The sequence below is a fragment of the Filimonas effusa genome (assembly GCF_004118675.1).
Classification (GTDB): Bacteria; Bacteroidota; Bacteroidia; order Chitinophagales; family Chitinophagaceae; genus Filimonas; species Filimonas effusa.
The window spans coordinates 2,989,395-3,009,923 of record NZ_SDHZ01000001.1 but is presented as its reverse complement, the minus strand read 5'-3'; the positions used below and the strand labels follow the sequence as shown (position 1 = coordinate 3,009,923).

Genomic DNA, 20,529 nt, shown 5'->3' with positions numbered 1-20,529 from the left:
CTAATACATGCAGTCCAATCAATCGGCTCAATACAACATAAATACTCCAATACAAGATGGCGAGCAACAGGAAGATGCAGTCATTATCCAGAAGTTTATAAGCATGGCCCTCGGCCTATGGCCATGGCTTTTATTGTCGGCAATAGTATGCCTGGCTATGGCTTTCTTATATTATAAGTCTTCTACTCCAATGTATAAAGCCAATGCGTCAGTTCTTGTTCAAGATGACAAGAAAGGGTCAGACATGGGAGCTAACGTCGATATACTTCAAGGATTAGGGCTATTACTAGGCAAGAGTAATGTCGATAACGAGCTTGAAATATTTAAAAGCAGGACATTGATGGAACAAGTTGTAAAGGAACTACAACTTAATGTGAAGTATTTTATTTCAGGTAAAGTTAAAAAGAAAGAGATTTTCTTCTATAGACCTATTACGCTTAAATTACTTGAAGAATCATATACATCGCCTAAAGCAGCAACATTTGAATTTAAGTTAGATCCGGAGAAAAATACTTTTTCTATAGAAGATAATGACGAAATCATTAAAGGCAAAATTGGTGATACCTTACAACTGAAGGCTGGGAAAGTTGCCGTTTTGCCAGAAAAAAGCTTAGCAACATGGGTTAAAGACGAAAGTCTTACAATCAATGTTAATACTCTTGACATGACTACTCGTACTTATATGGGTGCATTGGATGCCAGTATTCCCAATAAACTGGTTAGTGTAATTGATCTTGCGTTCAATGAAACTTCTCCGGAAAAAAGTGAATTGATTCTTAATACTTTAATTAAGGCATATTTAAAGGCAAGTGTTGATGACAAAAGCAGAATGGCTGACAGTACAGTCAAATTCATCGACGAACGTCTGGTTCTGGTTTTTAAAGAGTTATCTGACATAGAAGGAAGTATAGAAAAATTCAAAACAGCTAACAAGCTCACAGATGTAAGTGAACAAACCAAAATCCTGCTAGAAAATTCAAGTGAATATTTGAAGCTTCAGAACGAGCAAGAGGTAGAATTATCGATAGTTAATGAGTTAGAGAAATTTCTAAAAGATAATATAACCAATGCAAGAGCTGTACCAGCTTCGCTGGTTATGCAGGACCCTAACTTCATTCAGTTGGTACAGCAGTATAATAAACTGCAACTTGAGCGTGAGAGGATGCTAATGACGCAAACGGCGGCTCATCCTGCAGTGTTAACGTTAGACAAGCAATTGAACAACCTCAGGCTAGAGCTCCTGAGTAGTATCGGATCTATAAAACGTGGAATCGAGACTGGAATGCGGGAACTGAAGAAAAAGACTTCACGATTTGAGACGATGGTAAGAGAAGTGCCGTCTAAAGAAAGAACCTTTCTTGATTATTCTAGGCAACAGGCAATCAAGCAGGAATTATATCTTTTCCTTTTGAAAAAAAGAGAGGAAACTGCAATATCGAAATCTTCTACGATAGCAACTGCCCGAATCATTGATGAGGCTAAGTCTAGTGGAGTTCCTTTTGCTCCTAAGAAAACCGCTATTTTACTTGTAGGTCTGGTATTGGGTATTGCGATACCATTTGGTGTAGTGTACGTAAAAAGCTTCTTTAATAACCGTGTGTCATCTCTGTCAGATATATCTAACTTAACTAGGGTGCCAGTGTTAGCCGAAATCGGGCATAATGAAAATGAGGATAATATACTAGCTGTTACACTGAACGATAGAACTGTTATTTCTGAGCAATTTCGCTCTTTACGTACTAATATTAACTTTTTACTTGCCGGTAGTGACGGATGTAAAACAATTTTAATTACATCAAGCATGAGTGGCGAAGGAAAATCATTTTTATCTGTCAATCTTGCATCTGCTTTAGCATTGGCAGGTAAAAAAGTAGCTTTATTGGAATTCGATTTACGAAGACCTAAAATAAGCGAGAAGTTGAATTTAATGAGAAATGGCTTTACTAATTATATTGTTTCAGGGAGAGATGACTGGAAGCATTTTATGCAGAAGCCTGATATAGCTCAGGCAAATTTCGATGTTTTGTCGTCCGGCCCCATCCCTCCTAACCCGGCAGAGCTACTAATGTTGCCTAGAACAATCACGTTCTTTAATGAATTAAAGTCATCATATGATTTTATTATTATTGATACTGCTCCGGTTGGTTTAGTGACTGATGCTCAAATCTTATCTGCTTATGCCGATATAACCTTGTTTGTCGTGAGGCACCAATATACACATAAGAACCAAATTAAGCTTGTGGAACAATTACATTCAAAGCGTGCTTTACCTGGTATTAATATCATTGTCAATGATATTAAATTAAAGAAAGGTGGTTATGGTTATGGTTACGGCTATGGTTATGGCTACGGTTACGGTTACGGCTACGGTTATGGTTATGGTTATGATGAAAAGGAGAAGGGCTGAGAAACTAAAGATAATTAAGAAGAATTATATATATGAAAGTTATTCATGTTGTCTTATCCGGCGGCGTAGGTAGCCGTTTATGGCCTTTGTCACGTAAAGAAAGGCCTAAACAGTATTTACCTATTATTAATGAGCAATCATTATTTCAACTTTGTGCCAATCGCAACAGAACTGTAACTGATGAGTTGATTGTAGTAGGTAATTGTGACAATTATCTTTTGTCCAGAAAAGATCTTGAAGCCTCTGGTATAGATAATTATTTTGAAATAATCGAGGCTATACCAAGGAATACTGCTGCGGCCATAGCTTTTGCTGCATTTTCTGTTTCCCCGCACGATATACTTTTTATTACGCCGGCAGATCACTTGATTAGTGGTCAAGGTGAGTATGAGCTTTCTGTGAAAGAAGCGATTAAACTGGCGGAGAAAGGCTTCCTTGTAACTTTTGGCTTAAAACCAACCAAACCTGAAACCGGATTTGGTTACATAGAATACTCTGAAAATGATGTTATTTCATTTCGAGAAAAGCCTGACTTAGAAACTGCTGCCTTTTTCGTAGAAAGTGGGAAATTCCTCTGGAATAGCGGTATGTTTTGTTTTAAAGCCTCTGTTTATCTGGAAGAATTAAAGAAGTTCCAGCCAGCCGTTTTTGAGAAGGCAATGAATGCCTGGAATGAGCGAAATGGATCCTATCTGCCTAAAATAGAAAGTGCAGAAATTCCTTCCGTAAGCGTCGACTATGCAGTAATGGAACATTCAGATAAAATCAAGGTTATCCCAGCTTCTTTCGAATGGTCGGACCTGGGATCGTTTGGCGCCTTATGGGAGTATTACGAACAAAACTCCGGTAACGAGCATCTGTTTCTTAATAAGAATTTGCTACTAAAGGAGGGCAATAAGCGTATAGAGGTAGTAGGATTAGAAGGAATAATTGTAATAGAAACCAAAGATGCTATCATGATTCTTCCTAAAGAAAGAACCCAGGATGTTAAACTTGTTTATGAGCGTATAGAAAGAGAATGCCCTGAGCTTCTCTAACAATCTAAATATGAGATAGTATGTTGACGAATAGTAAAGTATATATAGCTGGTCATCGCGGTATGGTTGGCGGAGCCATTCTCAGAAAGCTTAATGAGTTGGGATTTAACAACATTGTACTGAAGACTTCTTCCGAGCTGGATTTAAGAAATCAGGAGAATGTGGATGACTTCTTTTCAAAGGAGAGGCCCGAATATGTTTTTCTGGCTGCTGCAAAAGTTGGTGGAATCCTGGCTAATAACACATATAGAGCTGAATTTTTGTTCGACAATTTAATGATTGAAGCAAATATCATCCATAGTGCATATAAGTATGGAGTTAAAAAATTGATGTTTCTTGGAAGCTCATGTATTTATCCAAAGCTGGCTCCACAACCTCTGCAGGAAGAGTATTTATTAACTGGTCCGTTAGAGCAAACCAACGAGCCTTATGCTATTGCAAAAATTACTGGCATTAAGTTGTGTGAAGCTTACAGGGATCAGTATGGATGTAATTTTATTAGTGTCATGCCTACAAATTTGTATGGTATTGGCGATAATTACCATGCCAGTAATTCTCATGTCTTGCCAGCATTAATTCGTAGATTCCATGAGGCTAAGGTAAATAACGATAGCTCGGTAACTGTGTGGGGTACCGGAAAACCCAAAAGAGAATTTTTATACGCTGATGATTTGGCGGAAGCTTGTGTTTACCTGATGGAAAAGTATAATGAAAGGGAGTTAATAAATATAGGTACTGGAGAAGATCTTTCTATTAAGGAATTGGCAGAAACTGTAAAGAAAATTGTAGGCTTCGGCGGCGAACTTTTATTTGATGAATCTAAACCGGATGGCACTCCTAGAAAATTGATGGATGTGTCGAAACTGGCTTCTTTTGGATGGAAGTATCACACGCCTCTTGAGGAGGGGATTAAGAGCGCCTATCAGGATTTTCTGAAAACAAATAATTAATAAAACTACTTCTCTAATAATAACTAATAATATAAACCTATTATGAAGAAAGCGCTTATTACAGGCATTACGGGCCAAGACGGGGCCTATTTATCTGAACTACTTTTGTCTAAAGGATATGAAGTGCATGGTCTAAAGAGAAGAAGTTCTTTGTTTAATACAGATAGGATTGATCATTTATATCAGGATCCACATGAGAGGAATGTGAAATTCAAATTGCATTACGGAGATTTGAATGACAGTACCAATATCATAAGAGTGATTCAGGAGGTACAACCCGATGAAATTTATAATCTTGGCGCAATGAGCCATGTTAAAGTTAGTTTCGACACTCCCGAATATACCGCCAATGCTGATGGCATAGGTACTCTACGGATACTTGAGGCGGTTCGTATACTTGGTTTAACTGAAAAAACCAGGATTTATCAGGCTTCTACTTCTGAGTTATACGGTCTTGTACAAGCTGTCCCGCAATCAGAAACTACGCCTTTTTATCCTCGTTCTCCATATGCAGTTGCTAAACTCTACGCATATTGGATTACTGTAAATTATCGCGAGGCGTATAATATGTATGCTTGCAATGGAATCCTGTTCAACCACGAAAGTCCCTTGCGTGGAGAAACGTTTGTAACCCGTAAAGTAACCCGGGCTGTTGCAAAAATAGCTTTAGGCCTACAGGATAAATTGTATATGGGAAATATAGATGCCCGCCGTGATTGGGGACATGCTAAAGACTATGTAGAAGCTATGTGGCTGATCTTACAACAGGAGAAACCCGAAGACTTTGTAATTGCAACGGGAGTAACTACTACCATTCGTGATTTTATAAAAATGGCTTTTGCTGAACTGGGTATTGAAATTGTCTTCAAGGGTGAAGGAGTTGATGAAAAAGGCTATGTTGCATCATGTACAAATCCTGATTATCAGTTAGAAATAGGAAGAGAGGTTGTATTAATTGATCCTAAATACTTCAGACCAACCGAAGTGGAACTACTGATTGGTGATCCTACTAAGTCCAAAAGCAAGCTTGGATGGCAGCCTAAATATGATTTAAAGGCTTTGGTAAATGAAATGGTAGCAGCAGATGTACTCTTATTTAAAAAGGATAGCTTGTTAAAGAGCCACGGATATGAGATAAAAAATCAGTACGAATAAACACTTTGGCTCTTAAGTAAAAATCAATAGTAATATAACAAATAATAAACAATGAAAGTAGTTATACTAGCTGGCGGGCTTGGTACTCGTTTGTCAGAGGAAACTGTTCTGCGTCCTAAGCCAATGGTCGAAATTGGCGGAATGCCTATTCTATGGCATATTATGAAAATATATTCATCTCACGGGTTTAACGATTTTGTTGTTTGCTTAGGATACAAAGGATACGTTGTTAAAGAATACTTTGCAAACTATTTCTTACATAAGTCCGATGTTACTATTAACTTAAAGGACAATTCATTAAAAGTACATGATTCTCAAGCAGAACCTTGGAATATAACCTTAGTAGATACCGGGTATGAATCCATGACAGGGGGGAGGATTAAGCGTATTCAACCCCATATCGGAAATGAACCTTTTATGCTTACTTATGGAGACGGGGTTAGCGATGTGAATATAAAGGAGCTTGTTGAATTCCATAAATCGAAAGGTAAGTTTTGTACTGTTACATCTGTTCAACCGTCCGGAAGATTTGGTGCATTAAATCTAACAGATGACAGCAATGTAATATCTTTTATGGAAAAGCCCAAAGGAGACGGTGCTTGGATTAATGGCGGCTTTTTTGTATGCGAACCTAAAGTGTTTGATTACATCACAAATGGTGATGGTACTATCTGGGAACGTGAACCAATGGAAAAGATTGCAGAAGATGGCGAAATGGCGGCTTATAAACATGATGGCTTTTGGAAACCGATGGATACTTTAAGAGACAAGCAAGAATTAGAAGACGATTGGCAGAAGAATAAAGCCAGGTGGAAAACTTGGTAGATCATTTTAATTACTCATCATCAACCCATCATTCTATGCAGTTTTCTGATATTTACCGTGATAAAAAGGTTTTTGTTACGGGTCATACAGGTTTTAAAGGAACATGGCTTATTTCATGGCTCCATTTGTTAGGGGCCCAGGTTAAGGGATACTCTTTGGCTCCACAGAATCCTTTTGACTTGTATCATATAATGGAAGGGGATAAAATGTGCGACTCTGTCATCTCTGACATCATGGACGGTGAACGACTCAAGCAGGAACTGCTTGAGTTTGAACCAGATTTTGTCTTTCATTTGGCGGCCCAACCCTTAGTTAGATTGTCTTACGATATCCCTGTAGAAACGTTTGCTGTAAATGCTGTAGGTACGGCAAATGTATTGGATGCATTGCGTTTCTTAAAAAATCCATGTGTTGCTGTCTTTATAACAACTGATAAGGTTTACCATAATATCGAGTCCAATTACTATTATAAAGAAGACGATCGTTTGGGAGGCTTTGATCCCTATAGTGCCTCCAAAGCTTGTGCCGAGTTGGTGATTGATTCGTATCGGAATTCCTTTTTTAATTTGATAAAGTTCGAGGAACATAAAAAGTCTATTTCTGTAACCAGGGCTGGTAACGTCATTGGCGGTGGAGATTGGGCAAAGGACAGAATTATTCCTGATATTGTCAGGGCCCTTTCTACTGGTAAAGAAGTGTTGGTTAGAAATCCCGCTGCTGTTAGACCGTGGCAGCATGTGATGGAGCCTGTTGGTGGATATTTGATGTTAGGTGCCAGGCAGTATAACGAACCCAAAAAATTTGCGCAGGCATTTAATTTTGGACCGGACAAAGAGGACAATTTAACTGTTAAAGAAGTGGTGCAAAAGGCCATTGACGTATGGGGAACCGGAATATTTCATACTCCTGAGCAATTAGAGGTACCTCATGAAGCAGGATTGTTGCAGTTAGATATCCAAAAGGCAAAAACTGAACTCGGCTGGAAACCAAAACTTAACGCTAATCAGGCAATTCTAGAAACGATAAACTGGTATAAGCACTACTTTAAAGATCAAAGCTCTATTAAAGAGTTTACTTTTCAAACAATTCAAGCTTTCGATGGAAAATAAGATTTGTATAATAGGATCCAATTCTTTCCTCGCTCAAAGATTGATTACGTGGTATTCAGCCAGGGGAGCCAAATTGTCGCTTTGGGGTAAATATCCTGTGGAAGGTATCGATGCCGATTTTTATCCTTTTAACTTCCCGGAAAAGAATATTGATTTTTCTGTTTTGGAAACTCAGGATGTAATAATTTACTGTGCAGCATCTGGGGTTCAGGCTAGTAAAAGTTATGAAACTGACAGCGTATATAGCGTTAATGCCTTTTTGCCTATTCAAATAATCAATTATTTATCTGCAAGGGCGTTTAAAGGTAGCTTTATTAGCTTCGGCTCTTATTTTGAAATTGGCAATAATAACGAGGATCATCAATATACTGAAAGAGAGGTGATTCTATCCGATAAGGCTATACCCAATTATTATTGCGACTCCAAAAGACTTTTGAGTAGGTTCTTTAGCGGCAGCAAATATGGCATTAATTGGTTCCATCTCATATTGCCTTCGTTATATGGGAAAGGTGAAAATTCCCAGCGGCTGATTCCTTATGTAGTAAACGGATTAATGTCTGGTGAAGAGCTAAAGCTTTCGTCGGGAGAGCAAATAAGGCAATATTTACACATAGACGATCTCGTAGGTGTCATTGACGCGGTTATCACTGGTAAACTTCCTGCTGATGTGTATAACGTAGCATCTGACGAACTATTGATGGTTAAAGATATTGTCGCTAAAATACATGAGTTGTGCAATAAACCTTACTCCCCGCCCCAAGGTGTAATTAATAAAGCAGATCAGAGCATGCGTTTTTTAGGAATCAGCCCCAATAAATTAACTACGCTATTGCCTGATTGGCGCCCCAAAAGTATTGAAGAGGGAATCCGCGAATACTTAACTTAAATACGTTATGCTGAAAGATAAAGTTAAAATCATACCCCGTCAAAAGTTGGAGGACTCAAGAGGATGGTTTTTGAAGGTACTAACGGGTAAGGAAGAAGAGTTACCTCCCCGGACAGGAGAGATCTATATCACGGTAGCTAATCCTGGAGAGATGAAAGGGGGGCATTACCATCCGAAAGCGAAAGAGTGGTTTACACTACTAACCGGGAAATGCACGCTTATGCTTGTTGATATACAAACAGGTGAGAAATTATCTGTGGATATAGATGCAGCTAACCCTATAACTGTGTTCGTTCCTAATAATATTGCACATGCATTTTATAATATCCAGAATGCTGAGAACTTTATGCTTTTAGCTTACTCGGATGAACTATATGACAAAGCGGATACAATTATGTATTCATTTTAACTTCGGTGATAACTATTACACCCTTTGATTACTTTAATTATATCAGGTGAAAAAAGTTTTACTGGTTACGAACTACGGCTCATTTGATTCAGCTTATTCTTTTTGGGAGCAGGGAATTTACCCAAGTAATCACTTATGGGGTAAAATTGAACTGGAAAAACAATACAACTACAAGGTTGATATACTACCCGATTTAAAGTCATATAAGCGCATACGGAAAATTGGCGATCTCTTTAAGATTGCATTCCTGGATCGACAAATCCAGATGTGTTTGAATGCGCATAAATATGATATTGTATATACCCCCTTTCTGAATTTAGTAGTATTAATAAATTTATGTAAGGTGTTCAGGCTTGTAAGGGTGCCGGTTCTTTGTATTTGTCACACGAGATTAAGACGTGATAAATCTTCTTTTTTAAAGCGAATCAAGGGAGGGATTGGTAAATTGAAGTATGTTGCAATTGATAAAATATTATTTCTTGGGGAAAAGCTCTATCAGGAATCTCTTGATTATGGAATAGCCAGGGATAGAATTGGCTGGATTAATTGGGGTATTGATATTGCTTATTATGATAAGATCAGGAACAAGTCGACAAAACTTCCTCGATACGCAAATAATTTTGTGTCTACCGGAAAAACATTTAGAGATTTTGATACCGTTGTAAAGGCGTTCTCAAAAGTGCCTGATAAACTGGCTATTTTCCTGCCTGATAATTATTCTTTGCCTCTTTCTCCTAACGTGCAGTCTTTGGCAGAAATATCTGTTTCCTATAATTCCACATTAGAAATGGCTGAAATTATTGCTAATGGAAGAGCGCTGCTTATTCCATTAGTTCAAACAGACTCTTTTTGGGGGCTCACAAGCTTGCTCGAAGCAATTGCATTAGGTAAACCAACCATCTCTACAAAGAATGAATACTTTTATTTCGATATAGAAGCCGAAAAGGTCGGTTTATGGGTTGAGAAATATGATGTAGATGGGTGGGTTAAATCAGTTGAGCTATTGTCTGCTAATGAGGCTATGTTAGCTGAGTTTGAATTACATGCACTTGAGCTTAGGAAAAAGTACTCAATGGACCAATTCGCAGATAGGCTTCATAAAACTTTCCTGGCTATTATTAAAAAATAATTTTCTCAACAAGCTTTAATGGACGGTTATGAGTGTATTGCTTTCGATTTGTATTCCAACTTTTAATAGAGCTGACTATTTAAAAGAATCTGTTGAAGCAATTATTGAACAATTATCTCCGGATTTACAGGCGATAGTAGAGATATGCATAAGCAACAATGCTTCAACTGATGGCACCCACGATCTTGTTCAAAATTTAATTCATAGCAATCCAACTATTGCTATCAGCTATAGGAGGAATGAAACCAATATGGGACCGGATTGGAACTTCTTTCAGGCTATGTCAATGGCCAGAGGAGAATTTAGTTGGCTCTTCGGGGATGATGACGGACTGGTTCGAAATGCTATTCCCAGGATTTTGGAATTAGTAAAAGAAAACAAGCAGGTAGGACTATTTCTTTTCAACAGGATCAATTGTGATATTAATCTAAGGGAATTATCAAATCAGGATTTTTTAAGGCCGGATATCGGTACTACATGTTTTGATTTTAGTGACCCTATACAAGAGAAGTATTATTATACCATGTGTAGGTCGCTGGGCGGCTTACTTAGCTTTATCAGTAGTGTTGTATATAAAACAGAGGCGGTTAAGAATCAGGAATTTGATGAGACCTTTATTGGATCGGCTTATTCATTTTTGTTCTTTTGGTACAAGTTTTTAAAGCGCGGTAATAAACTATTTTACGTTAGAGAGTACTTAATTAAATGCAGACATGGATTGCCTAGCTTTGGTAGTGGCTACAGGCGTACGATGCTCGATTTTAAAGGCTTTTTATTCATAAAAGATAAGCTTTTTGTTAACGATAGCGCCGGTCAGGATTTTATCGAAGTACTTAAATATGAATGGCCTATAGAAGACTTGCTAACAATCTACTGTAAAATAGATCTGAATGAATGGAACATGGAGGTTAAACCACGGCTTAAAATAGTTGGGTGGACAGATCGGGAGATTTCTTTCATAGAAAAAATGGGGAATGCTCCTGGTTTATACAAATCACGCCTAAAAGAAAGATTGAAAGCTGTATTAAAAAGAGGATGAATAGTAAATTAACCAAAAACATACAAAGAAAACAGCGGGGGAAGAATATTGTTTCTATTCTTATAGGTCTTATTTTATTGCTTCTGCAGTTGTTCAATTTTAAACTTTTGCCAGAAGCTATCTCTGCGCAGCTTTCAGCTGTTGCTGGTTTAGGCCTTATAGCATTCTACCTGTATTTACGGTTTACTCGAAAAGGGGCTTATCTCAAGCGTTTTTTTTTGGATAAACTGGTATGGCTTTTTCTGGCTTGTATGCTGGTAAGTGCTATTGCGGCTTCCATTTATTGGGATCAATCCTTTTACACCTCTTTAATTGGCTACAAGTATTTTTACGCGTATTTTATTTATCTGATAATGGCCAAAGCGTTTATGTCAAAAGAAGACGCGGATAAAATTATCAAATTCTTCTTCTTTGCGACATTAATAGTCTTTCTGATTAATAGAATCACATTTCCCAATTCTTTATTCGCTTGGCGTTCAGAGGAAAGACGCGAAGGGATAACTCTTTTCTTTTTTGGTCATGGTTTTACTGCTCTGGGAGGATTTTATTTCCTTGATAAATTTTTCAGAGAAAGAAAGATTATCAATTTAGTCTGGTATATTCTCGCGTTTGTCTGCCTTTTTCTGCTTACAAGGTCTCGGATGAATTTAGTTGGCTTATTACTGGGTGGAGGAGTTATTTTATATTATTCGCAATTTAGATGGAAGAAGATATTTACCGCCTTCCTGTTAATTGCCACAGCTATACTACTAACGTATTCGGAAAAGATAATTAACGTTGTGGTATCAGAGACTTCTGAACAGTTTTCAAAAGCGGATGAAGATGTAAGATCTCAGGCTCATGCCTATTTCCTATCTGAATTTCAGCCGGATTTTGTGACTTACCTTTCAGGAAATGGGTATCCATATGGTAACAGCCCACTACAAAAAGTGCTTTCGAATGCTAGCTTTTATGGATTTTATCCTGCAGACCTGGGTTTTACCGGATTACTTACCTATTTTGGAATATTTGCTGTGTTGGTTTGGATGCTTATGTTCTTCCAGGTATTTTTCAGATCACGTGGGAAAGATGTTTTGTTTCTAAAGGCTTATTTCTTAATGTTATTATCTACCTGTATAACCGGCTATTCTGTTTTTGATCCAGGTTATATGCCTGCTACTGCTATCGCCCTGTTTCTACTACGTGATAACATGATAAGAAGAGAAAATGCGCAAAGAAGATCTTTCGTTTAAAAAATTATGTAAGAATGACTGCTGTTTTTAGTTATGTAAGAAAGAGTCCGGTACTTAGAAATTTTTCAATTCTCACTGCCAGCAATATTTTTTCTCAGCTATTAAGTATTTTAACTAGTATAAAAGTAGCTCGCATTCTGGAGCCTGCTATTTATGGAACGTATAACTTGTTACAGCTACATACATCTATTTTTGTAATAATAGCTTCAATTGGGCTTAAAAACATTGTTGTACGAACTGTCGCCAGGGATAAAGGAAATTCTAAAAAGGTTTTTCTTATTTCATTACTTATCCGCATAATCGGAATCGTTTTTTCGCTCATAGCCTATACCATCTATTTCTATTATTCTAAAGGATACGGTGGTTTTCTTTTTTTTCTAACACTTGCGAGTATTACAATTTCTGCTTTTTATGATTTGATAGAAGGCGTTGCATTTGGTTTGGAGAAAATGGAATTTACAGGAATTATCAGCTTGGCAAATAATATCGTTTGGGTGATAATTATCTTGCTAATCCCTAAACAGTATTTTAATCTCGACGTTCTATTCTCTGTTTTCGTTGGACTTAACCTGCTTAAAACGCTGGTTTACATATTTTCAATTTATAAATTTAACTATTTCACGGGCGACTTCTCGGGACATAATCTAAAATATGACCTGAAAGAGATGACCAGAGATTCAATGCCTTATTATTACCTTGCTATTTTAACGTTATTAAGCAACCAAATTCCTGTACTATTCCTGGAACATCGTTCTGGTGTTGCAGAAGTTGCTTATTATAATGTGGCTAACAAGGTATTATCTCCCATGAGCTTAATTCTAAATACTGCTTTAACCGCCTTGTTTCCTAATTTGGCTAAGCTCTTTGTGGCAGATAGGAAAGGATTTTCAGAACGTATAAAAAATATCTTTCTTATCATGTCTCTTTTAGGAATAATCGGAGCCTTTGGAGTTACTTTCTTTTTGAAAGAGATAATTCTGATTATCTATGGAGAAAAGTATCTAAATACAAGTTTAGTTTTAGGTTATCAGTGTTGGTATATGGCGATTTATTCTTTGGTATGCCTGATAGGGACTGTACTTGGTGTTATAGATAGGCAAAAGCAATTAAGCAGGTTATCAATAATTTGTACTTTATTACAGGTACCTATCCTTTGGGTTGGGGCTAAATATGGTGCAGAGTACCTGTCACTTTCTTTTTTAATTGCAACAGCTATAAGCCTCTTGTTTCATATAGCAACATTAAAGCGCTTTTTAAAACATGATTTATCGTATAGCTTTTTTATCAAGATAATAGCCTTGTTCGCGTTGGCTTATGTGGTTTCGATTTCTGTACTACGCTTTAATCTGGGGATTAAAATTTTACTTTTTACTGGCATATCAATATTTGGGGTATACATTTTATATAGGAAATATAAAGTTGTTAAAGCGTAATGAAAGTCTTGATTATATCTTCCATGCCAACGCATCCGCCAATTGCTGGAAATAGGGCATGTATTCTGGCCTATTCTGAGTTGTTGATTTCTTTGGGATATGATGTGTCTTTTTTATGGGTTTCAAGTCCTAATCCTTCTCAAGAAGAGGTACAGGGAATGAACTCTTTTTGGGGAGCTAAATTGATACACTACAAGCGAACCAGGTTTCAGCTCTTCAAAGAAAAATTATATAGGAATTTAAGATTTAAGAGGACTGGGTTTTATAAAGTGGATGATTTATTTCCTAATGACTTGATCACATTTTTAAAGACTCATTTCCAGGAAAACCAGGTTGATTGTGTTGTCGTTAATTATATATTCTTTAGTAGGGCGTTTGATGCATTTCCGGAAAAAGTAAGGAAGGTTTTATATACACATGATGTATTTACTGACCGTTACCAGAAGACTGGCAATCCCTGGTTCTCTACAACCCCCGACGAGGAAGCAAAAGCACTGAACAGGGCAGATGTTATCTGGGCAATTCAGGAGAATGAAGCATCATATTATCATTATTTGTCGAGATCGGAGGTTTTAACTACGTATAGTTTTTTCCAGATAACCGAAACCAGGCTGACAGAAAAAAAGGTTCTCCTGTTCTTTTCTGGATCCAACCAGCATAATGTTGAGGCTATCATCTTTTTTATTGAAACGATATTTCCTAAGCTACAGCAGCGTTTTCCCGATGTAAAACTGCTAGTAGGCGGCACTATTTGTGATAAAATTTCAGAAAGAGCGGGTAATGGAATAGAATTGTTGGGCGCTGTTGAGGATCCTGTAAGTTTTTATTCTTTAGGTGATATATGTATCAATCCTACATTTAGTGGAACTGGCTTGAAAATTAAGACTTTTGAGGCTATGGCTCACGGTAAGATTGTTATATGTCATCCACATAACATTGAGGGGGTTTATAATGGGAATGCTGCGCCGGTATTTCTTGCCGAAGATGCAAATGGTTATTTGGCTGCACTTCAACATCTTTTTGAAGATCGGGAAGTATTGTTGCAAAGGAGAAAGGCGGCGTTGGAATACATTACACAACTAAATGATATTGTTAAAGATAGGATACAGAGTTCAATAGAGAAACCTAACAGGATGCGGTAAATATTATGAAAATAGCTATTGTTTCATTCGACTTTGTGGAGTCTTCATTATGCTTGGCCAGGTATCTGAGTGAAAAGGCTGAGGTTACTTATTTTGTGATAACATCCCCTACCCGTATGAATCAGGCTGGATGTGATTTAAGAGGGCAGATGCTATGGCCGGGAATCAATACCCTAAGATTACAGAAATATCACAATCTTAATGAATATCTTAAGGAATGTCCACTTAAAGTGAAAGCTATACATTATTTCCCTGGTCACAAACTCTTTAACAAGGCTAATAGCTTGGTAACAAAACGGGTGATTAGGCAAATTAACGATTCGGACTTTGATATTGTTAACATTGTTGGTCAAACCAATCAATTGCTTGACTATCATAAGGGGCTGAAAGCTCCTAAAGTACATACCTTTCATGAGATCTTTAATCATGCTTTGAATCAACCTCTACACAGTAAGTTATTGAATTATTGTGTAGACACAGAGTGTGGTGTTATTTTACATTCCTATTTTAATTACAAGTCATTTTTAGAGCAATTTCCCGATTTCGATCTTGTTCGTCTTGATACTATTCCGTTTGGACTTTTTGAATCTTATCTGAGTTATTATAATGAAAGTATAAAGAGGGAAGATTCAATGGTCTTATTCTTCGGCAATGTTAATCAATATAAAGGAGTGCCTGTTTTAATTCAGGCTTTTGAAAAGCTGAATCAAAAAAATCCAGATATCAGATTAGTTATAGCTGGAAAGATTAAGCCCAATTTGAAATCCGAATTGATCTTAAACCTTCCAGGTAATGCAAAAATAATAGACATGTTTTTGGACAATAAAGATATTACTACTCTTATTCAAAAGGCAGGTGTAGTTGTTTGTCCGCATACATCCGCCTCTCAAAGTGGAATTCCTGCATTGGCATTTTTGTTTGGCAAATGTATTATAGCATCTAATGTCGGAGCTTTTAGCGAAGTTATTGAAGATGGGAAAACTGGTTATCTCGTGACACCGAATAATGTGGACGAATTATATAGAGCGCTAAATTTTGTCTTTAGTGATGTTGATAACATCAATAGCATCGAAAACCAGGTTAAGCAGTTGCTAATTAAATCTAATGATATTTGGCGAAGTGTAGCAGAGCAAACTTTAATAGTTTATAGAAAAAATATTAAAAGGATAAACAATGCTTAACGAACGGACTTTTGCTACAATCTTAATAAAAGTTATAAAAGTAATTAGAATTAAGGGGGCTTTTTTCTTTCCTACACTCGTTTGTAAGCTTACTCTATATTTAAATGGGTGTCCTTATGGGAGTGGGCTGCGTGCTTGCGGTAAAGTTTATTTACGTGCAAATAAAAAGAATTCTATAAAGCTAGGACAAAACGTGACTTTGATGGCTAGGTACCTAACAAATAGCGTGGGTATTCCTGCACCGATTATGATAGAATGTATTGGGGGAGGAAGAGTACAGATTGGAAATTACTCCGGTCTTAGCTCTACTGTAATATCTTCCAGAGCTTCAGTCGACATAGGAAACAATGTACAGGTTGGGGCAAATGTCAGAATTTATGATCATGACTTTCATTCGCTTAATTATGTTCGACGCCGCAAGGGTGGAGGTGATCAATTAAATATAAAGTCCTCCCCTGTCGTTATCGGTGACGATGTTTTTATTGGAACTAACGCAATAATTCTTAAAGGAGTCAGCATCGGCGCAAGAAGTATTGTGGCGGCAGGTAGCGTGGTTTCATTGAAACTAATTCCTGCAGATTCTCTTGTGGCTGGTAATCCAGCCAGGATTATAAGATCTAATATTAATGTTGATATTTGAGATTTTGTAGAATGTGATTAGTTCCCATTGGAAATAATATTACGTTATTAAAAATTGGCGTAAATAAAATACATAGCTATGTTTAAGATTTTAGATTGTACAATTAGAGATGGTGGATATTATACTAACTGGGACTTTAATAAGGTTACCGTGAGTGAGTATATATCAGCAATGAATAACCTCCCCGTTGACTATCTGGAAATAGGCTACAGAAGCATGCCAATGAGTGGCTACCTCGGTAAGTATTTTTACAGCCCTATATATGAACTTGAGGAATTAAGGCAGCAGTCTTCCAGAAAGCTGGTTATTATACTAAATGAAAGAGACGTTAAGCCGGAGCATTTAAATGATCTCCTGTTGCCAATAGTGGGGTTAATTGATATGGTTCGTTTAGCTATCGATCCGCAGAATTTAGGTAGTGCAATAAAGCTCGCGGAGGTTATTAAGAAAATGGGATTTGAGGTTGGCTTTAATGTAATGTACATGTCTAAATGGAAACTTTATAACGATTTTATTGAAAACTTGCGGGGGATCGATGGCATTGCTGATTACTTTTATATGGTAGACTCATACGGAGGTGTTTATCCGCAGGATGTTATTGAAACCATCGATCTGGTGCGAAAATATACAAATTGCAGGCTTGGCTTTCATGGGCATAATAATTTGGAGCTGGCGCTTGTTAATTCTCTGACTGCTGTAGAACATGGAGCTGAAATTATCGACGCTACCATTCTGGGAATGGGAAGAGGAGCAGGAAATCTAAAAACGGAGTTGCTGCTTTCTGTCTTAAATACCAAATTTGATATTCAGCTTGATTTTAATGCGCTGGAAAAGGCTGTAAATGCATTTGAACCTTTGTTGGATAAACACAAATGGGGGACAAACTTGCCTTATATGATTTCCGGATCTAATTCTTTGCCTCAGAAAGAAGTTATGGATTGGGTCACTACTCGCTTTTATTCTTTCAACAGCATAATTAGAGCATTGCAAAATCAGAGAAACAAGATTAAGGATAATCAGCAACTACCCCTCTTTAAGCCGTCGAAAACCTACAAAAAAGCAGTAATTATTGGCGGGGGACCTAATGCTGAAGAACATTCAAAGGCCGTCATGCAATTTATCGGTAATGGCAATGGTGAAACCTGTATTATCCATGCCAGCGCAAAAAATGCGAAAAAATATCAGGAGCTGGCTGTTGACCAATTTTATTGCTTGGTAGGTAATGAAGGACAGCGGTTGGAAACTGTATTTAAAGGGCTGGGAACTTTTGATGCGCAGTGCGTGCTGCCTCCTTACCCGAGAAAAATGGGTACATATATTCCTGCGCAGGTTACCGATAAGTCTTTTGAGCTGAGTCAGATAGATTTTACAACCCAAGTGAATGATTCACACACAGTTCTTGCTTTACAAACGGCAATTAAACTGGGAGCTCAACAAGTTTATATTGCGGGTTATGATGGTTATAATGAAGTGCCATTGACAGAGTTGGAGCGCACTTTGGTAGGAGAAAATGAACACTTGTTTGATGCTTTTCAGCAGTATACTGGAATCACTTTGTATTCTCTGACTCCTACAAAATATAAATCTTTATCTATTCAGTCAATATACAGCTTAATATGAAACATGATTTTATAATTGTTATACCTGCTAGATATAAATCAACTCGCTTTCCTGGGAAACCTTTGATTGATTTGAATGGTAAATCGATGTTACAAAGAACCTATGAGCAGTGCATTAAAGCAGTTCCTCGTGAACTGGTATATGTTGCTACTGAGGACGAAAGGATCATGGAGCATTGTAAAGCATTTAATATGCAGGCAGTACTTACCTCCGATAATTGCCTGACTGGTACCGACAGGATTGCGGAGCTTGCCAATTCAATTCATGCTGATTATTATATTAATGTACAGGGCGATGAACCTTTATTCAATCCCCAGGATATCACTACTTTTATAAAGCTCCTTGATAAATATAAGGGCGAAATATTGAATGGCTATTGTACTATTACTGATGAAAAGCAGTATTATAGCGTCTCTGTACCCAAGGTTGTTTTTGCTCCTGATGGAAAGTTGATGTATATGTCACGGAGTCCGATACCAGGAAATAAGTCGTCCAGGTTTGTTAAAGCCTGGCGGCAGGTATGCATTTATGCTTTCCCCCAGAATGCTTTGAAAGCTTTTGCTTCCTGCGATGTAAAAACAAATCTTGAATTTGAAGAAGATATTGAAATACTAAGATTTCTGGAATTAGGTTTTAATGTTAGAATGATAGAGTTGTCTGATGATTCTATTGCTGTTGATGCGCCAGATGATGTGGCAAATGTACTGGCTAAATTAGATAGTTATGTTTAGTAATTTTGAAAATTTACTTTGGGATTTTGACGGAGTTATTATGGACTCTATGCCTATACGGTCCAAGGGGTTTGAAATAACCTTGTCTAAGTTTCCGGATGAACAGGTGGCAAATCTAATTGCCTTTCATAATTTGAATGGTGGACTCTCCCGTTATGTTAAGTTTAGATATTTTTTCGAACAAATTCGTGGAGAGAGTATAACAGAGGAAGAAGTCCTTCATTTGGCAGACCAGTTCTCCCAGGTTATGCTTGAATTACTTATTGATGTCCGGTTACTGATCACTGACAGCCTTGACTTCATTAGGTCACACTATAAGAACTTTAATATGCACATAGTATCCGGTTCAGATGGGAATGAGTTAAGGCATATCTGTAGCGAATTGGATATCGCAAAATACTTTAAATCTATAGAGGGGTCTCCGGTTCGAAAAAATGTATTAGTAAAGAACTTAATTGAATTGAACGGATACGATCCTGGCAGAATAGTATTAGTTGGCGATTCTATCAACGATTTAGAAGCAAGCGAGGTTAATTCGATTGCTTTTTACGGTTATAATAATGTTGCTTTACACGGGTTGGGGAAAGGATATGTTAATTCGTTCAATCCGTTGGATATCACTATATATAGTATCGAAGGCATATGAAAGTAAATGTGTTTGTATGTACTAAGCCTTTTCAATGGCTAAATGTCGAGAACATCAGGAAAGAGGGCGCAAGTAGCAACATATTGATAATTATTGAGAATTTTCCTGATTCCGCTACTATCGCTGGCCGGATTAAGCAATACTTCCCCCATTGGAAAGAAATTATCCTTGTGAAGAATCGCCTAGATGCTTTCTTGGCGATAAGGAAGTTTAGAGTAGATAATTTGTATGTCGATTCAGACTATGGAAGAAAATCGTACCTGTATAGTTTGGTGCCGGGGAAATTGTTCGTATATGATGAGGGTATCGGAACTTATTCTGTTACTACAAAAGAGCTTAGTGGGTTCTTAAATAAAATGAAATTTTTTTTATTTAAGGCCATTGGAGCGGGAACTTTTCAGGGGGGGAATTGGAAGACAAGGGGTGTTATTGTATACAATAAAAAGTTATATAATATTCGATTTGGTAAGGAACTTAAAGGCAAGGAAATTCTAAGCTTTCAATATCCTTTTAACGAGTTCATAAGACACAATATTGACAGGATTTGTAAGGTGTTTAACTTTTACGACTACGCTGGGTTGACTGGTAAACGAATACTTTTATACCTCACTTTCCATAAATTGCGGGACGATATTATATCTTATATAACGGAGCACGCTACTGAGTATGACATGGTATTGGTTAAGCTTCACCCTCATTTAGCCAAATTTGGTAACGTCGCTCCTCTTCAGAATAAAGGATACAATCTCCTTACAAATCCAATTATGGCTGAGGTTATTATTTTGAAGCTTGCTGCTAATAATTACGTTACTATACTGCACGAAAGTAGTTCTGCTTGCTTAAATTTAGGAAAGAGCCCCAATCTGCAGGTATTGGATTTTCAGAATCCGTTATATGCTAAAGACTTTGAACAGTACCTGAGAACCTCTGAATGAACTTATCAACAAAAAACGAACTT

The 20,529-nt window shown here is 37.2% G+C and carries 19 protein-coding genes; all 19 read left to right on the top strand.

Annotated features, from left to right (window positions below; translation table 11 throughout):
* Nucleotides 1-7 precede the first annotated feature (7 nt).
* The 19 genes from ESB13_RS11460 (at nt 8) to ESB13_RS11370 (ending at nt 20,506) form a co-directional block, all read left to right on the top strand.
* Entirely contained in the window at nt 8-2,407 is a 2,400-nt protein-coding gene (locus ESB13_RS11460) for a GumC family protein (protein WP_129003131.1), read from the top strand.
* A 32-nt stretch (nt 2,408-2,439) separates the two neighbouring features.
* Nucleotides 2,440-3,444 carry a mannose-1-phosphate guanylyltransferase gene (locus ESB13_RS11455; protein ID WP_129003129.1) on the top strand — a complete coding sequence of 335 codons (1,005 nt, stop codon included), beginning with the start codon at nt 2,440-2,442 and terminating at the stop codon, nt 3,442-3,444.
* A gap of 20 nt (nt 3,445-3,464) precedes the next feature.
* Nucleotides 3,465-4,394 carry a GDP-L-fucose synthase gene (gene fcl / locus ESB13_RS11450; RefSeq protein WP_129003127.1) on the top strand — a complete coding sequence of 310 codons (930 nt, stop codon included), beginning with the start codon at nt 3,465-3,467 and terminating at the stop codon, nt 4,392-4,394.
* Nucleotides 4,395-4,436: 42 nt separating this feature from the next.
* Nucleotides 4,437-5,549, top strand: coding sequence for a GDP-mannose 4,6-dehydratase (gmd, locus tag ESB13_RS11445; protein ID WP_129003125.1), 1,113 nt, complete (start codon nt 4,437-4,439; stop codon nt 5,547-5,549).
* Nucleotides 5,550-5,600: 51 nt separating this feature from the next.
* Complete coding sequence (gene rfbF / locus ESB13_RS11440; protein WP_129003123.1) at nt 5,601-6,374, top strand: glucose-1-phosphate cytidylyltransferase; 774 nt, start codon at nt 5,601-5,603, stop codon at nt 6,372-6,374.
* A 35-nt stretch (nt 6,375-6,409) separates the two neighbouring features.
* Nucleotides 6,410-7,483, top strand: coding sequence for a CDP-glucose 4,6-dehydratase (gene rfbG / locus ESB13_RS11435; RefSeq protein WP_129003121.1), 1,074 nt, complete (start codon nt 6,410-6,412; stop codon nt 7,481-7,483).
* A complete protein-coding gene (locus ESB13_RS11430; RefSeq protein ID WP_129003119.1) occupies nt 7,473-8,369 on the top strand; it encodes an NAD-dependent epimerase/dehydratase family protein in 897 nt (298 codons plus the stop codon). The genes rfbG and ESB13_RS11430 overlap by 11 nt, the downstream gene beginning before the upstream one ends.
* 7 nt (nt 8,370-8,376) lie before the next feature.
* Nucleotides 8,377-8,778: a polysaccharide biosynthesis C-terminal domain-containing protein gene (locus ESB13_RS11425; protein ID WP_129003117.1), complete on the top strand. Its 402-nt coding sequence runs from the start codon at nt 8,377-8,379 to the stop codon at nt 8,776-8,778.
* 46 nt (nt 8,779-8,824) lie between these two features.
* On the top strand, nt 8,825-9,907 hold the full coding sequence (locus ESB13_RS11420) for a glycosyltransferase family protein (RefSeq protein WP_129003115.1): 1,083 nt from the start codon (nt 8,825-8,827) through the stop codon (nt 9,905-9,907).
* A 28-nt stretch (nt 9,908-9,935) separates the two neighbouring features.
* A complete protein-coding gene (locus ESB13_RS11415; RefSeq protein ID WP_129003113.1) occupies nt 9,936-10,946 on the top strand; it encodes a glycosyltransferase family 2 protein in 1,011 nt (336 codons plus the stop codon).
* A complete protein-coding gene (locus ESB13_RS11410) occupies nt 10,943-12,178 on the top strand; it encodes a hypothetical protein (protein ID WP_129003111.1) in 1,236 nt (411 codons plus the stop codon). Before ESB13_RS11415 ends, ESB13_RS11410 begins: the two co-directional genes overlap by 4 nt.
* Nucleotides 12,179-12,192: 14 nt before the next feature.
* The gene (locus tag ESB13_RS11405) at nt 12,193-13,611 is read left to right on the top strand and encodes an oligosaccharide flippase family protein (RefSeq protein ID WP_129003109.1); all 1,419 of its coding nucleotides are present in this window, start codon (nt 12,193-12,195) and stop codon (nt 13,609-13,611) included.
* Nucleotides 13,611-14,753, top strand: a complete 1,143-nt coding sequence (locus ESB13_RS11400; RefSeq protein ID WP_129003107.1) for a glycosyltransferase — start codon at nt 13,611-13,613, stop codon at nt 14,751-14,753. The genes ESB13_RS11405 and ESB13_RS11400 overlap by 1 nt, the downstream gene beginning before the upstream one ends.
* Nucleotides 14,754-14,758: 5 nt before the next feature.
* On the top strand, nt 14,759-15,934 hold the full coding sequence (locus tag ESB13_RS11395) for a glycosyltransferase family 4 protein (protein WP_129003105.1): 1,176 nt from the start codon (nt 14,759-14,761) through the stop codon (nt 15,932-15,934).
* Nucleotides 15,927-16,574, top strand: coding sequence for an acyltransferase (locus ESB13_RS11390; RefSeq protein WP_129003103.1), 648 nt, complete (start codon nt 15,927-15,929; stop codon nt 16,572-16,574). Before ESB13_RS11395 ends, ESB13_RS11390 begins: the two co-directional genes overlap by 8 nt.
* 78 nt (nt 16,575-16,652) lie before the next feature.
* Nucleotides 16,653-18,194 carry an aldolase catalytic domain-containing protein gene (locus ESB13_RS11385; protein WP_129003101.1) on the top strand — a complete coding sequence of 514 codons (1,542 nt, stop codon included), beginning with the start codon at nt 16,653-16,655 and terminating at the stop codon, nt 18,192-18,194.
* The gene (locus ESB13_RS11380; RefSeq protein ID WP_129003099.1) at nt 18,191-18,925 is read left to right on the top strand and encodes a 3-deoxy-manno-octulosonate cytidylyltransferase; all 735 of its coding nucleotides are present in this window, start codon (nt 18,191-18,193) and stop codon (nt 18,923-18,925) included. Before ESB13_RS11385 ends, ESB13_RS11380 begins: the two co-directional genes overlap by 4 nt.
* On the top strand, nt 18,918-19,571 hold the full coding sequence (locus tag ESB13_RS11375; protein WP_129003097.1) for an HAD family hydrolase: 654 nt from the start codon (nt 18,918-18,920) through the stop codon (nt 19,569-19,571). The genes ESB13_RS11380 and ESB13_RS11375 overlap by 8 nt, the downstream gene beginning before the upstream one ends.
* Nucleotides 19,568-20,506: a hypothetical protein gene (locus tag ESB13_RS11370; RefSeq protein WP_129003095.1), complete on the top strand. Its 939-nt coding sequence runs from the start codon at nt 19,568-19,570 to the stop codon at nt 20,504-20,506. Before ESB13_RS11375 ends, ESB13_RS11370 begins: the two co-directional genes overlap by 4 nt.
* Nucleotides 20,507-20,529: the final 23 nt, after the last annotated feature.